At 73.1% G+C, this 14,248-nt stretch carries 10 protein-coding genes; 5 read left to right on the plus strand and 5 right to left on the minus strand.

Annotation, left to right across the window (positions count from 1 at the left end):
- Window positions 1–177: 177 nt before the first annotated feature.
- A complete protein-coding gene (locus ACOOE8_RS08645) occupies window positions 178–1,920 on the minus strand; it encodes a cisplatin damage response ATP-dependent DNA ligase (protein ID WP_420394412.1) in 1,743 nt (580 codons plus the stop codon).
- Between the two features lie 171 nt (window positions 1,921–2,091).
- Window positions 2,092–4,890, minus strand: a complete 2,799-nt coding sequence (locus tag ACOOE8_RS08650; RefSeq protein ID WP_420394413.1) for a hypothetical protein — start codon at window positions 4,888–4,890, stop codon at window positions 2,092–2,094.
- Window positions 4,891–5,113: 223 nt separating this feature from the next.
- On the opposite strand from ACOOE8_RS08650, the gene ACOOE8_RS08655 reads away from it, so the two are divergent.
- Window positions 5,114–7,735 carry a 5'-nucleotidase C-terminal domain-containing protein gene (locus ACOOE8_RS08655; RefSeq protein ID WP_420394414.1) on the plus strand — a complete coding sequence of 874 codons (2,622 nt, stop codon included), beginning with the start codon at window positions 5,114–5,116 and terminating at the stop codon, window positions 7,733–7,735.
- A 49-nt stretch (window positions 7,736–7,784) separates the two neighbouring features.
- On the opposite strand, the gene ACOOE8_RS08660 is transcribed toward ACOOE8_RS08655, so the two are convergent.
- Complete coding sequence (locus ACOOE8_RS08660; RefSeq protein WP_420394415.1) at window positions 7,785–9,362, minus strand: lysine--tRNA ligase; 1,578 nt, start codon at window positions 9,360–9,362, stop codon at window positions 7,785–7,787.
- 139 nt (window positions 9,363–9,501) lie between these two features.
- Here ACOOE8_RS08660 and ACOOE8_RS08665 point away from each other — a divergent pair, with 139 nt between their 5' ends.
- Window positions 9,502–9,927: a tellurite resistance TerB family protein gene (locus ACOOE8_RS08665; protein ID WP_420394416.1), complete on the plus strand. Its 426-nt coding sequence runs from the start codon at window positions 9,502–9,504 to the stop codon at window positions 9,925–9,927.
- A gap of 28 nt (window positions 9,928–9,955) precedes the next feature.
- Here the strand turns inward: ACOOE8_RS08665 and apaG are convergent, their stop codons facing one another.
- Entirely contained in the window at window positions 9,956–10,348 is a 393-nt protein-coding gene (gene apaG, locus ACOOE8_RS08670; RefSeq protein ID WP_420394417.1) for a Co2+/Mg2+ efflux protein ApaG, read from the minus strand.
- A 134-nt stretch (window positions 10,349–10,482) separates the two neighbouring features.
- On the opposite strand from apaG, the gene ACOOE8_RS08675 reads away from it, so the two are divergent.
- The gene (locus ACOOE8_RS08675) at window positions 10,483–11,091 is read left to right on the plus strand and encodes a CDP-alcohol phosphatidyltransferase family protein (RefSeq protein WP_420394418.1); all 609 of its coding nucleotides are present in this window, start codon (window positions 10,483–10,485) and stop codon (window positions 11,089–11,091) included.
- A gap of 15 nt (window positions 11,092–11,106) precedes the next feature.
- On the opposite strand, the gene ACOOE8_RS08680 is transcribed toward ACOOE8_RS08675, so the two are convergent.
- Window positions 11,107–11,535, minus strand: a complete 429-nt coding sequence (locus tag ACOOE8_RS08680) for a nucleoside deaminase (protein ID WP_420394668.1) — start codon at window positions 11,533–11,535, stop codon at window positions 11,107–11,109.
- A 39-nt stretch (window positions 11,536–11,574) separates the two neighbouring features.
- Here ACOOE8_RS08680 and ACOOE8_RS08685 point away from each other — a divergent pair, with 39 nt between their 5' ends.
- Window positions 11,575–13,686 carry a pseudouridine synthase gene (locus ACOOE8_RS08685; protein ID WP_420394419.1) on the plus strand — a complete coding sequence of 704 codons (2,112 nt, stop codon included), beginning with the start codon at window positions 11,575–11,577 and terminating at the stop codon, window positions 13,684–13,686.
- Window positions 13,687–13,692: 6 nt separating this feature from the next.
- Window positions 13,693–14,247 (plus strand): 16S rRNA (guanine(966)-N(2))-methyltransferase RsmD, encoded by a 555-nt coding sequence (gene rsmD, locus ACOOE8_RS08690; RefSeq protein ID WP_420394420.1) that lies wholly within the window; start codon window positions 13,693–13,695, stop codon window positions 14,245–14,247.
- The last annotated feature ends 1 nt before the right edge of the window (window position 14,248 follow it).

The raw sequence follows: 14,248 nt of genomic DNA on the forward strand, positions 1-14,248 counted from the left end.
GCCTGCTGGTTCAGCCGTACCGACCACCTCCGCAGGATCGACATCCGCCAGGCTGCCAGCCCGACAATGCCATCGCGGCACGCAAGCGTTCACTCCTGCGGCGGGTGGGGTCGCATCCCAGCCAACCTCGCCCCGCTCGAAGGGCACGGCGCGGCAGGTCCAGCACCGCGCCTCCGGTCAGGGCTCGTTGCGGGCTCGGGCGGCGAGGGCCTCGAGCGTGGTGACCGGCGCCGTGGGCCGTCGGTCCAGCCCCTTCGCCTCGACGACGAGCAGGCGCTGCAGCACCTCGATGCGGTCCGCCTCGCGAGGCGGCTTGTCCCACCTCAGCCGAGACACGCGGGGGAAGCGCATGGCGACGCCGGACTTGTGCCGGGTGGAGCGGTTCAGGCCCTCGAACGCGATCTCGAGGACCAAGCCCCGATCGGGCTCGTGCACGACCTCGCGCACGGGACCGTAGCGGCTCACGGTGTTGTTGCGCACGAACTTGTCGATCTGCTTCAGCTCCTCGTCGGTAAAGCCGAAGTACGCCTTGCCCACCGGGACCAGCGCCTCGCCGTCCTCGCCCTCCATCCAGACGCCGAACGTGTAGTCCGAGTAGAACGACGAGCGCTTGCCGGACCCCCGCTGCGCGTACATCAGGACGGCGTCGACGATGTGCGGGTCGCGCTTCCACTTGAACCACGGCCCCTTCGGGCGACCGGGAACGTAGGCGCTGTCGCCACGCTTCAGCATGACGCCCTCGACGGCGGCGGCGTCCTCGCCGGCGCCGGCGGACGCAGGGTCGGCGCGCCCGTCCGCCACGTCCTGCCACGAGGCGAACTCGAGCTGCGCGGAAAGGTCGAACATCGGTCCGAGCCGGCTCGCGAACGCCTCTAGCCGACGGCGGCGCTCGTCGTAGGACAAGGCCCGTAGGTCCTCCGTGCCGTCCGACAGGATGTCGTAGAGCCGCACGAGCGGCGGGAACTCGCGCAGCATCTTGGCGCTCACCGCCTTGCGGTTCAGCCGCTGCTGCAGGACGTTGAACGTCTGCACCCGGCCGTTGCGAGCGATCAGGAGCTCGCCATCGAGCGCGCCCTCGAAGTCCACCGCCGCGACGACGTCCGGGAACGCGCCGGAGATGTCCTCCCCGGAACGTGAGTACAGCCGCACGACGCGCCGTCCCGCCTGGTCGCACCCGGCGGCGATCTGCACGCGGATGCCGTCCCACTTCCACTCGGCGCGGAACGCCGCCGGTTCCTGGGTGCGCGTCAGCTCGTCGAGGTCCGTGGGGTTCGCGAGCATCGGCGGTCTGAACGGTGCGGGATCGACGCTGGAGGGCGCCGGGCCGCGGCCCTCGAGCCACCGGAAGAGCGGCTCGTAGGGCGCGGCGAGGCCGTGCCAGACCTCCTCGACCGCGTTGACCTCCACGGGACCGAGCCGCGCGACGGCCGTCTTCGCCAGGCGCGCGTTGACGCCGACGCGCAGCGCCCCGGTGATGAGTTTCAAGAGCGCCCAGCGACCCTTCTCGTCGAGGTGGTCCAGCCAGTCTGCAAGCTGAGCGGCGAGCCCCGCCTTGCCGCCGGTCTGAAGCGTGGTGACGACCTGCGACAGCTGCGGGCTCGATGGCGGGTCGTTGTGCCCGATGAGCCCACCCGTGGGATCGGGCGGCCGGCGCGGCCACATCAGGGCGACGGTCTCCGACAGGTCGCCCACGTAGTCCCGCGACAGGGCGAACAGCACGGGGTCGGTGCGCTCGGCAACGAGCGCGCGGATGAGGCCGGGCTTGGCGTTCTGGAACGACAGCTCGTCGGTGAGCGCGGCGAGGGCGTAGCCGCGCTCGGGGTCGGGCGCAGCGCGGAAGTAGGCCTCCATCAGCGCGAGCTTGCCGTTGCGCCGCGGCTCATAGGTCAACCGGTCGAGGAGGTGGGCGAACGCCTGCATGGGGCGTGAGGTAGGTGCGCCGGCGCGCGAAGGCGAACCCTCGCTCCAGGGGCCCAGGTGCCCCGTGCACTCGAGACGAAGGCTGGCAGGTAGCGTCTGCGCCGGGTGCGCCCGCGTCACGCGTGAGCTGATGTGCGCCTCGTCCGCCGACGACGATCGCTGAAGTCGACCCTACCGGACGGGGACGGGCTCCTGCGGCGAAGGCGGCTCGACCTTTGCGGGGGGCGGGAAGTCCGTGGCCTCCGTCGCGGGCGAGCTGGGTTGCCCGGCTACCGGCGCGCCTCCGGCTGAGGGGGCCCGAGCCCCCGTCCGCTCAACCGGAGCGTCGACCTCCGGGGAACCGACGGCTTCGAACGCGGCAGACGGGTCGGTAGGGGTGGCTCGCGCCGCTCGAAGTGCGTCGATCTCATCGATCAGCTCGTCGCGCTGCGCGCGCCACAGCTCGGCGCTGCGCTCAAGCTCTGCGACCTCGTTCACCAGGGTCGCCTTGCGGCCGCCGAACTCGCCCTCGAGGTTGTGCAACTGGCGCCGGAGGTCGGACAGCTCGGCGCCGGAGCGTGCGAGCTTGAGCTCCACCTCCTCGCGCTCTGCCTCGGCCTCGGCGACGGCCGCCGCTTGCGCCTCGCGCTCGGCCGTCAGCGCGGCCGTGGCGGCGGTGAGCTCGTCGCGCGCCGCGGCCATCTGATCCAACGCGGCGGCGATCGCGACGCGCTCCCCGGTGAGCGTCGCGACCTCCGCCTGAAGAGTCCCACGGACCTCCTCGACCTCCGCGAGGGACGCCTCTGCGGCGGCGACGGCCGTCCGCATCGCGGCGAGCCTCTCCCCGGAGGCCGCGCCCTCCGCGCGCCGCGCCTCGATCTCGTCGAGGGCGGACTGCCGTGCTTCGCCAAGGCTTCCCAGCTCGTCGCGCAGCGCGGCCACACTCTCGCCGAGGGAGCTTTCGCTGGAGCGGAGCTCGCGCAGCGCTGCCGTCGCCTGCTCCTGCGCGGCGCCGGCAGCGGCGGCCTGCTCCTGGCGCTCGGCGAGCGCACGCTCGACCTCGCTGCGCAACGCGTCGCGCTCAGCCTGTGCCTCCTCGAGGGCCGCGCGTGCCGCCTCGAGCTCGGCCCGGGCGGCGTCGCGCGCGCGGAGCAGCTCGTCGCGCTCGTCCCTCGCGTTGCGGACGGCGACCCCGAGGTCACGCAGCGCGGCTCGGCCCTCCTCGAGCTCGGCCTGCAGCCGGCTCAGCCCCTCGCCGGCCTCCTGCGCCTCGGTCAGCGCGGCGTCCCGATCGGCCTCGGCTGCGGTCACCTCACCGGCTAGCGCCTCCCGTTCGGCGGCAAGCTGATCCGTCTCGGCCACGAGCTGCGTCCGACGCTGCTCGGCGACCTCCGCCTCGCTTGCTGCCGCATCGCGCCGTCCGGTCGCCTCGACGGTCGCAGCCTCGGCCTCGGTCAGCCCCCGACGCAGGTCGCCGAGCGCGGCCGACGCGGCGTCGCGCTCGCTGATCGTCCGGTCGAACGTCCCGCGCGTCTCCTCGAGCGCGCGCTCCGCCTCGGCGACCTCGTCGCGCGTCCTGCCGAGCGTCGCGCGAAGGTCCGCAAGGCCCGCCTCGCCGTCCTCGCGGCGAGCCTCGAGCGCGGCCACCGCGTCGCGCAGGGCAATCCCTTCCGTCTGCAGCGCCGTCACTACGGACTGGACCTCGTTGTGCGCCTGCTCGACGCGTGCGAGCTCGGCCTGCGCCATGGCGACCTCGCCGGCGAGCCGGTCGCGCTCGGCGGCGAGCGCGGCGATCTCCTGTTCCCGAGCGTCGCGGTCCTCCTCCGCCTCGGCGACCGCCTCTGTGAGGGTCGCCCGCCGGCCTTGGAGGTCGTCCACCTCGACGGACAGGGCCTCGCGGCGTTCGCGGGCCGTCTCGAGCTGGGCGGCGACGTCGTCGCGCTGCGCGGCCGCGTCGGCGACCTGCGCCTTGAGGCCCTGGCGTCGGTCCGTCAAGTCGCCGAGCTCGGACGCCAGCGCTTGCTGCTGGCGCGTCGCGGCATCGATCTCGGCGGCGACCGTCTCGCGCCGGCTCGAAAGCTCGTCGACCGCAGCTTGGAGGGTTTCACGCTGGTGGGCCATCTCCTCGACCTCGGCCGACAGCGCCTCGCGTTCGCTGGAGAGCCGTTGCACCTCGGCGCCGAGGGTGCGGCGCTGCCCGGCGAGGACTTCGGTCTCGGCCGCAAGCGCGTCGCGCCGGCCCGAAAGGTTGGCGATGTGGGTGTCGAGGCCGCCGGCCTCGGCGCGTCGCCCGTCGAGCGCGCGGGTGGCCTCTGCGACCTCGGCTGCGATGGCGTCCCGCCGGCTCGCCAGTTGGTCGAGCTCGGCAGCGAGGCGGTCGCGCTCGGCGGCGAGGTCGCCGAGGGACGTACGCAGCGTCGCGCCCTCGCGCTCCAGCATCGTCACGCGACGCTCCGCCTCGTCCACCGCAGCGCGCGATGCGTCCCGCTCCTGCGCCGCGGCGGCCGCCGCCTCACGCACGGCGGCGAGGTCGGCGCGGGTCGACGCGAGCTCGGCCTCGACCGCCTCGACCTCGCTCCGCGCACTCGCCGTCGTCCGTTCGAGCGCCGCGAGCTCGTCGCTCGCGCTGGCGATGGCGGCGCCGATCTCCTCGCGTCGCGCTGTTCGATCGGCGAGCTCGGCATCGGTGCTGGCGATCTGGCTGGACAACTCCGCCTCGCGGCGCGTCAGCGCGTCGACGGTGCTCGCGAGGGTGTCCCGCTCCGCCCGCGCGTCCGCGAGCGTCAGGCGGACCTCCTCGAGTGCCCCACCCTCCGCGCGAAGCGCATCGAGGTCCGCCGTCAGCCGCGACCTGTCCGCCTCACCGCTCGCCAGCGCCGCGGCGAGCTGCGTCCCGCGCTCCTCGCTCTCAAGGTAGAAGTAGACCGCCGCGCCAAGGCTCGCGATGGTGACGAGGATGAGGACGACGACGGCTGGGCTGCGTGCGGTCATGTCGCGACAGTCTCCGATGACGATCGACGGCCGCGTTATGGGCACGCCGACTCGACCATGTCGACCGGGACGACCCCGCTGCCCCCTTACATTTGAACGGCGCCGACCGGCCGCGGCGCGTCCCAGCGCATTTCATCGCCGTGTCACCGTTCCGACGTCGCCCTGTCGCCTTCGACGTCTACCGGACCGCCTGACAACCCATTGAAGCTCCGGGGAGCCCGCGGTGAACCCTTACTCCGACCTCGGCCGGCTGATCGAGCTGATCCAGACCTCCAACCTGGAGGTCCGCCCGCTCGAGCTCGGCACCTTCGAGGCGGACAGCTTCGTGCTGTCGCGCAACGAGTCGGCCTTCTACGAGGGGCTGAGCGGCGGCGACCTCATCGTCGGAGCGCGCGGCGGCGACCAGCTCGGCGGGGGCCCCGGCAACGACGTCCTCGCCGGCCGCGGCGACGACGACCTCCTGTTCGGCGGCAGCGACGACGACATCGTCCGCGGCGGCGGCGGGGACGACACGATCGAGGGCGGCGACGGGGCCGACGTCCTCCTCGGCGGCAGCGGTGACGATGAGATCGGCGGCGGCGAGGGGGACGACATACTGCGCGGCCAGCGCGGCGACGACACGCTCCGGCCCGGCGCGGGCAACAACAACGTGAACGGCGGCGGCGGCGAGGACACCCTCGTCCTCGACGGCCTCCTGTCGGACTACAGCTTCGCCGAGCGCGCCAACGGCGTCCTCGTCGTCGAGGCGCGGGACGGCAGCTCGCGCCACGTCGTGCGCAACGTCGAGGGCGTCGCCGACGAGGCCGGCAACACCGCCGAGGCCGGCGGCACGACGACGCTGCAGCTCCTCCACGCGACGGACCTCGAGGGCAACGCGGACGCCGTCGAGAACGCGCCGAACTTCGCCACGGTCATGGACGCGCTCGACGACGAGTTCGAGACGACCCTCATCATCTCCTCGGGCGACAACTACATCCCCGGTCCGTTCTCCAACGCCGCCGGCAGCGCCGACCCCGAAGTGCAGGCAGAACTCAACGCGGTGCTGAACGACGTCCTGTCCGAGGTGACCGGCCGGGCCTACACCAGCCTCGAGTCCGACCCGGGCCGGTTCGACATCGCGATCATGAACGCGATCGGCTTCGACGCGTCGGTGCTCGGCAACCACGAGTTCGACTTCGGCCAGCAGCAGCTCCTGGAGATCGTCGGTGCCGAGACGAACGGCACCCCGAGCACCACGGACGACACGTGGACCGGCGCGCTGTTCCCGTACCTTTCCGCCAACATCGTGGTCGAGGACGAGAGCGTCCTGCAGCCGCTGCTCGAAGAGGACGGCGTCCAGGCGGACGAGGACGGCGACGGGCAGATCGCCCCCTACGCCATCATCGAGCGCGGCGGCGAGAGGTTCGGCGTGATCGGGGCGACGACCCAGCGGCTCGAGGAGCTGTCCTCGACCCGCGGCGATCCGGCGAACGACGACGACGACGTCACCGTGCCACCGCAGGGCGCCGACGGGCAGGACGTCAACGACATCCCCGCGCTCGCGGCGGACCTTCAGCCCTTCATCGACGAGCTCCAGGCCCAAGGGGTCAACAAGATCATCCTGACCTCGCACCTGCAGGACATCGCGCTCGAGCAGCAGCTCGTCCCGCTTCTGCGAGGCGTCGACATCGTCATCGCCGGTGGCTCTGATACGATCCTCGCCGACGGGGACGACCGGCTGCGCGAGGGTGACGAGGCGGCCGGACCCTACCCGATCCTCACCCAGGACGCGGACGGCAACGACGTCGCCATCGTGTCGACGGACGGGCAGTACACCTACGTCGGTCGACTGATCGTGGAGTTCGATGCCGGCGGCAACCTCATCGCCTCGTCCATCGGCAACGAGAGCGGGCCGGTGGCGACGGACGAGGCAGGCGTGCTTGCGGTGACTGGCGCAGCCACCCTCGATGAGGCGATCTCCGGCTCGACCTCGGGCAGCCAGGTCCGCGCGCTGGTCAACACGATCCAGGAAGCGGTGCTCGAGACCTCGCGCAGCAACTTCTTCGGCGAGCAGGAGGTCCCGCTCAACGGCGAGCGCGAGGACGTGCGCACGCAGGAGACCAACCTCGGCAACCTGACCGCGGACGCCAACCTCGCCTATGCGCGTGAGCTGACGGATGGGGACGTAATCGTCTCGCTGAAGAACGGCGGCGGCATCCGCGCCTCGATCCCAAGCACCTCCGATGGCCTAGATGGCCTGATCTCCGAGCTCGAGATCGGCGCGGCGCTCCAGTTCAACAATGCCCTGACGCTGCTGACCCTGACGCCGGCCCAACTCCTCGAGGTGCTGGAGCACGCGCTGGCCGACACGACCTTCGACGCGAGCGGCAACGCCACGAACGCGGCGGGCCGCTTCGCACAGGTCGCGGGCGTGAACTTCTCCTTCGATCCCGCCGCGGCGCCTGGCTCGCGCATCGTCGACGTCGAGCTGGTCGGCGCCGGCGAGGGCGGGGCGGACGTCAAGATCGTCGACAACGGCTCGCCGACCGCGGCGGCGGACGACTTCTCCAGCGGCATCCGCATCGTGACGCTCAGCTTCCTCGCCGACGGCGGCGACGGCTACCCCTACCCGACGTTCGGCGACCTCGACCGCGTCGACCTCGAGGATCCGCTCCTCGTCCTCGACGGCGCCGCGCAGTTCGCGCCCGTCGGCACCGAGCAGGACGCCCTCGCCGAGTACCTTGCCGACACGTTCCCGGTGGACGGCGCGCCCGGCGGCGGCTTCGACATCGCCGACACGCCGCCGGCCGAGGACATGCGCATCGTCAACCTCGCGCTCAACACCACGTCCGATCTGGAAATGTAGCCCAGGCGAGGCAGGGGGTCGGCGTGCCGGCCCCCTCTCGGTACGCGCGTCAGGCAGCCTCGCGGGCGAGGGCGTCGGCGATGAGCCGGCGCGTCTCGGCGACGCCGTACAGCGCGACGAAGGAGCCGAAGCGCGGTCCCTGCTCCTGGCCGAGGAGCACCTGGTAGAGCGCGCCGAACCAATCGCGCAGCACCTCGAAGTGCGCCTTGCCGACGGCGTACACCTCGTCCTGGATCGCCTCGGCCGACGCCCCCTCCATCCCCTCGAGCCGTGCCGACAGCTCGAGCATCGCGGTCCGTTCCGCCTCCGTCGGAGCCCTGTAGCGCTTGGTCGGCAGCACGAAGTCGCGATGGTAGCGCAGCGCGTACTCGACGAGCCGGTCGAGCTCGGGCTCGGACTGCGTCGTCGCGTCCGGGGCGTAGCGCGAGATGAACCCCCACAGCACGTCGCGGTTCTGCGCGTTCGACGCCGACACGAGGTTGAGTAGCATCGCGAAGCTGACCGGCGTGCCACGTGCCGTCTCCGGCGCACCCTTGATGTGCCAGACCGGGTTCTCCAGCCGCCTCGCCTCGTCCTCCTGCGCGTACTTGGCGGCGAACGCGAAGTACTCGTCCACCGCCTTGGGGATGACGTCGAAGTGCAGCCGCTTGGCGGTCTTCGGCTTTTGGTACATGAAGAGCGCGAGGCTCTCGGGCGAGGCGTAGGCGAGCCAGTCCTCCACGGCGAGGCCGTTGCCCCTGGTCTTCGAGATCTTCTCGCCGTTCTCGTCGAGGAACAGCTCGTAGTTGAAGCCCTCCGGCGGCGTGCCGCCGATGGCGCGGCAGATGCGGCTCGACTCGCGCACCGAGTCGATGAGGTCCTTGCCGGCCATCTCGTAGTCGACGCCGAGCGCGGTCCAGCGCATCGCCCAGTCCGGCTTCCACTGGAGCTTGGCCGCGCCGCCGGTCACCGGCGTCTCGTGAAGCCGGCCGCCCTCGGGCTCGCGCCAGGTGATGGTTCCGGCGTCGGCGTCGTGCGCCTCCAGCGGCACCTGCATCACCACGCGCGACTCAGGATGGATCGGCAGGAACGGCGAGTAGGTCGCGCGGCGATCCGGCCCGAGGGTCGGCAGCATGATCGCCATCACCTCGTCGTATGCGCGCAGCGTCGCGAGCAGCGCCGCGTCGAAGCGGCCCGATCGGTAGGCCTCCGTGGCGCTCACGAACTCGTACTCGAAGCCGAAGTCGTCCAGGAAGGCGCGCAGCCTCGCGTTGTTGTGATGGGCAAAGCTCTCGTGCGTGCCGAACGGGTCGGGCACCTCGGTGAGCGGACGACCGAGGTGGTGCGCGAGGCGCTCCTGGTTCGGCACGTTGCCCGGGACCCTGCGCATGCCGTCCATGTCGTCGGAGAACGCCACGAGGTGGGACGGCACCTTGCCGTCGGTGAGCGCGGTGAAGGCGTGGCGCACCATCGAGGTGCGCGCCACCTCGCCGAAGGTGCCGATGTGCGGCAGCCCCGACGGCCCGTAGCCGGTCTCGAACACGACGGGGCGCACCTCCCCGGCAAGGCGTGCGACCACCTTGCGGGCCTCCTCGAAGGGCCAGGCCCGCGCGGTGGCGACGGCGGCGCTCACGGACGCCGCTCCCATCGCCCTCGCAGGCCGGCACCGGCGGTCGTGCCTGTCATGCCACCTCCCTCGTTCGTCGCCCTCCGCGGCGCGGCGTCGGTAGCACGGGCGGGGACGGGATGCTAAGCCCGTGGCCTGCCCGACCAACCGCGGACGCTCCATGGACCAGCCGATCTCCCACCACGAAGCGCTCGTCTTCGCCATGGTCACGATGTCCGCGGTGGACCGCACCATGACCGATGCGGAGCTGCGGCGCATCGGCGAGATCGTCGAGACCGTGCCGGTGTTCCGCGACTTCGACGCCGAGCGCCTGGTCAACCTTGCCGAGACGTGCGGCGAGATCCTGCAGGAGGAGGACGGGCTCGACACCATCCTCGACCTCATCGCCACCTGCACCCCCAAGGCGCTGCACGAGACGGCGTACGCGCTCGCGGTGGAGATCGCCGCCGCGGACCTTCGCATTCAGCAGGAGGAGCTGCGCTTCCTCGCCCTGCTGCGCGATCGGCTGGGACTCGAGAAGCTCGTCGTCGCCGCGCTGGAGCGCGGCGCGCGGGCCAGGCACCGCACCCTCGCCGCGAAGAACTGAGCGAGCGAGCAGCCCGCGGGTGCGAGGGTCAGTTCACCGACGGCCGCGCGTCGGGCAGGTCGAGGGAGAAGGCAGGGACCTCGGCGAGGAAGCGCTGGCCGTCCTCCCGTTCCATCTCGTAGCGCCCGACCATGATGCCGGACGGCGTCGTCAGCGGACAGCCGGAGGTGTAGGTGAACGCAGCTCCGGGAGGCAGGACGGGTTGCTCGCCGACGACTCCTGCGCCGCGGACCTCCTGCACCTCCCCGTTGGCATCGGTGATGGTCCAGTGTCGGTTGCGCAGGCGCACGGTGTCGTGCCCGGTGTTGCGGATCGTGATCGTGTAGGCCCACACGAAACGCCGCTCGTCCGGCGAGGAGTGCTCTGGCAGGTAGGCCGGCTCCACCGACACCTCGATCGCTTGGGTGACGCTCTGATACATCCGGCCATGTCGTTGTTGGGGGACGCTGCACCGGCGCAGCGTCAAGCGCCTCAACGACGTAACTATGCGTCGCGGCGAGCCGTTCAATGCGGTGCCGCGCGATGCCCAGCCGTGCGTCGTCCGCAGCAGGGCCGATGTTCGACACACGGCTGAGACCCGTCATCGACCCGCCGCTCGACTGGGCAGCGCGGCGGATCGTGGCGCTGCCGATCAGCGCCAACGCCATCTCGATCGCCGGGCTCGCGGTCGGCGCCGTGGCTGCAGCGGCGATCGTCGCGGGTGCGTTCGGTGCCGCGCTCGCGGCGATCCTCCTCAATCGCCTGTCGGACGGGCTCGACGGCGCGGTGGCCCGGCTGCGTGGCCCGAGCGCCCTCGGCGGGTACTACGACATCGTGTTCGACTTCCTGTTCTACGGCGCCGTCCCGCTCGCCTTCGCGCTGCACGATCCGCCGGCGAACGCCCTGCCCGCCGCGGTCCTTCTTGCCGCGTTCTACGCCAACGGCGCGACCTTCCTCGCCTTCGCCGCGCTGGCGTCGCAGCGCGGGCTGACGACGTCCGCGCAGGGGCGCAAGGCGATCTACTACTTCGCCGGGCTCGCCGAGGGGGCGGAGACCGTCGCCGTTTTCGTGCTGATGACGCTCGTGCCGTCGTGGTTCGGCACGCTCGCGTACGCCTTCGCAGCGCTGTGCTTCCTGTCGGCGGCGGCGCGCATCCTCGCCGTCCGCGCCGTGCTCGCCGGGTGAGCGCTGGCTGCGGCCTCAACGGCGGGCGCGGAAGAAACCGGCGAGGAGCTCGGCGGCCTCGCGCCCGGCGATGCCGCCGTAGACGTCGGGCCGGTGATGGACGGTGGGCTGGCCGAACAGGCGCGGCCCGTGCTCGATCGCGCCGCCCTTGGGGTCGGACGCTGCGAAGTAGAGCCGGCGGATCCTTGCATGCACGATGGCGCCGGCACACATGGCGCATGGCTCCAAGGTGACGTAGAGGTCGCAGCCGGTGAGCCGCTCGCTGTTCAAGTGGCGGGCTGCCGCGCGCAGGGCGAGCATCTCGGCATGCGCCGTCGGGTCCGCGTCCGTCAGGGTGCGGTTGCCGGCGCGCGCCACCACGGAGCCTCGCTTCACCACGACCGCGCCGACGGGGACCTCGCCGGCGTCCGCCGCCGCCCTCGCCTCGGCGAGCGCGAGCTCCATGAACGTCACGCCGCCGCCACGAGGATGACCCGATCCGTGATGCCCGACGCCACCGACGGCACGTCCGAGGACGCCGACGCCCATCGCCCCGGGGCGTCCGCGGACACCCATCCTGAAGACGCGTCCGCCGGCGCGCCCGACGCTGCGAAGACCGGCGAGCGCGTCGCCAAGGTCATGGCCCGCGCCGGCGTCGCCTCGCGGCGCGACGCCGAGGCCCTGATCGCGGCCGGCCGGGTCGCGGTCAACGGCGTCCAGTTGGAGACGCCCGCGGTGATCGTCGGGCCGGGCGACGAGGTGCGGGTCGACGGCGTACCGATCCCGCAGCGGCTGCGCACCCGGGCGTGGCTGTTCCACAAGCCGCGGGGGCTCGTCACCACGAACCGCGATCCGGAGGGCCGACGCACGGTGTTCGACGCGCTGCCGAGCACCCTGCCCCGCGTCGTCACCGTCGGGCGGCTCGACATCAACACCGAGGGGCTCCTCATCCTGACCAACGACGGCGGGCTGGCGCGCGTCCTGGAACTGCCCGCCACGGGGTGGACGCGCAAGTATCGCGTGCGTGTGCATGGCCGGCTCGACGTCGATGCCCTCACCGCGCTCGCGGCGGGCACCGCGGTCGACGGCGTGCTCTACGGGCCGATCCACGCGGTGGTGGATCGCGAGACCGGGGACAACGCCTGGCTGACCGTGGCGCTCGCGGAGGGCAAGAACCGCGAGGTCAAGATCGTGCTCGGCTCGTTGGGGCTCGAGGTGTCCCGTCTGATCCGCGTGTCCTACGGTCCGTTCCAGCTCGGCGACCTGCCACGCGGCGAGGTCGTGGAGGTGCCGACGCGCCGCCTCAGGGACCAGCTCGGCCCGCGCCTCGCCGCCGAGGCCGAGGCGGACTTCGAGGCGGCGGTCGCCGCGCCGGCGCACCGCATGCCGCCGCCACGACCCAAGCCGTCGTCGCGGGATGCGGCGTCCCGGCCACCGCGCGGCGCCGACCGCCCCAGGCGAGGGCCCGATCGCGCGCCCCCGGGCAAGCCGCCGCGGGCCGACGCCCGCGTGCTCGACGAGCGCGGCGCATCGGCCTACGCGGATCACCGGCAGGGCCGTGATGCGCTCGCCGCCCACGCCGCGCCGAAGAACGAGCCACGGGGCGCCGCGCGGGGGGCTCGAGGCCGCGGGCCAGCGCCCGACCAACCGGGCGAAAGACCTCGTGCGTCCTTGCGGGGCGCACGTCCCGACCGCCGCGCCGACGAGGGCCAGGCTCGACTCCATCACCCCAACCCCCGGCGTGCGTCCGGCCCCAAGACCGGTCCCCACGTTGCCGGAGGCCCGCAGCGGGCGGGTGACCTCGGCAGGCAGGAACATGAGGGTGAGGCGCGTCCTGGACGGCCTGGACGGCCCGGTCGGCGCGAAGGCGGGCCGTCCGCGGGGGCCCGACCGCCCCACCATCGCGATGCGGCGGCGCGGGGCGAGGGGAGCGGCCGCCCACCGCCTGGCCGCCGCCGTGATGACGGGGCGCCGCCCCCACGCCAAGGCGGCCCGCGCGCCTTGCGCTCGGCCAGCGACGACACCGCGCCCGCGGGGGCCCGACCGCCCCGCCATCGCGATGCTGCGGCGCGGAGCGAGGGGCGCGGCCGCCCACCGCCTGGCCGCCGCCGTGATGCCGGGGCGTCGCCCCCACGCCAAGACGGCCCGCGCGGCTCGCGCTCGGCCAGCGACGACACTCCGTCCGCGGGGGCCCGACCGCCCCGCCACCGCGATGCGACGGCACGCGGCGAGGGGCGCGGCCGCCCGCCGCCTGGCCGCCGCCGTGATGACGGAGCGCCGCCCCCACGTCAGGGCCGCGCTCGTGGCCCGGGCGGGGACGCGGGGCGCGTGCCGCCATCGCGTCAGGCGAGGACTGCATCCGCCGGGTCCGGCGACGCTGCGGGCGGAGGCGGTGCAGCCGCCAACACCCCTCATCGCAAGCCATCGGTGCCACGCAACGCGGCGGGGAAGCCTCCGCGCGCGGGGGGGCCGGCCGGTGGCCCCGGCAAGAGCCGGGGTGGACGAGACGGCGCACCACCGCGCAAGGGCGAGGGCGGCCGGGGCGGCCGCCCGGCCGGAGACGGGCGGGCGCCCCGTGCTGGGTCGCGACCGAGCCGGCCGCGAAAGCCACGCTGAGCCGCGGTGCGGATCGTCGCCGGACGTTACCGGGGGACGCCCCTCGCGGCGCCGCGCGGGACGGGGACACGTCCCACCGGGGACCGGCTGCGCGAGAGCGTGTTCAACGTGCTCACCCATCGGTTGCCCGACCTCATCCCGGGTGCCCGCGTGCTCGACCTCTTCGCCGGGAGCGGCGCGATGGGGGTGGAGGCGCTGTCGCGCGGTGCGGCGTTCGTGCTGTTCGTCGAAACCGCGGTCGACGCGCGGGCCGCGATCCGCCGCAACCTCGATGCGGTGGGCGCCGCCGGCGAGGCCAGGATCTTCCGGCGCGACGCGACCCGCCTCGGTGCTCCGCCGGCCGGCGCGTTCACCGTCGCGTTCGCCGACCCTCCCTATGGCCGCGAGCTCGGTACCGCGGCGCTGGAGGCGGCGGCGGCCGCGGGCTGGCTCGCCGCCGGCGCGGTGGCGGTGCTGGAGGAGCGGGCGGACGCGCTGCCAGCGACCCTCGCCGGGTTCGAGACCCTCGACCGCAGGACGAGCGGCGACAGCGCCGTCGGGTTGTACCGGCGCGTCGAGTGAC

The sequence above is a fragment of the Acuticoccus sp. genome (assembly GCF_965213555.1).
Taxonomy (GTDB): Bacteria; Pseudomonadota; Alphaproteobacteria; order Rhizobiales; family Amorphaceae; genus Acuticoccus.

Excerpts from the sequence above, each read along its gene's own strand:
- ACOOE8_RS08645 (WP_420394412.1), bottom strand. The coding sequence starts at position 1,920 with ATGCAGGCGTTCGCCCACCTCCTCGACCGGTTGACCTATGAGCCGCGG.
- ACOOE8_RS08650 (WP_420394413.1), bottom strand. The coding sequence starts at position 4,890 with ATGACCGCACGCAGCCCAGCCGTCGTCGTCCTCATCCTCGTCACCATC.
- ACOOE8_RS08660 (WP_420394415.1), bottom strand. The coding sequence starts at position 9,362 with ATGGGAGCGGCGTCCGTGAGCGCCGCCGTCGCCACCGCGCGGGCCTGG.
- ACOOE8_RS08665 (WP_420394416.1), top strand. The coding sequence starts at position 9,502 with ATGGACCAGCCGATCTCCCACCACGAAGCGCTCGTCTTCGCCATGGTC.
- apaG (WP_420394417.1), bottom strand. The coding sequence starts at position 10,348 with ATGTATCAGAGCGTCACCCAAGCGATCGAGGTGTCGGTGGAGCCGGCC.
- ACOOE8_RS08675 (WP_420394418.1), top strand. The coding sequence starts at position 10,483 with ATGTTCGACACACGGCTGAGACCCGTCATCGACCCGCCGCTCGACTGG.
- ACOOE8_RS08680 (WP_420394668.1), bottom strand. The coding sequence starts at position 11,535 with ATGGAGCTCGCGCTCGCCGAGGCGAGGGCGGCGGCGGACGCCGGCGAG.
- ACOOE8_RS08685 (WP_420394419.1), top strand. The coding sequence starts at position 11,575 with ATGCCCGACGCCACCGACGGCACGTCCGAGGACGCCGACGCCCATCGC.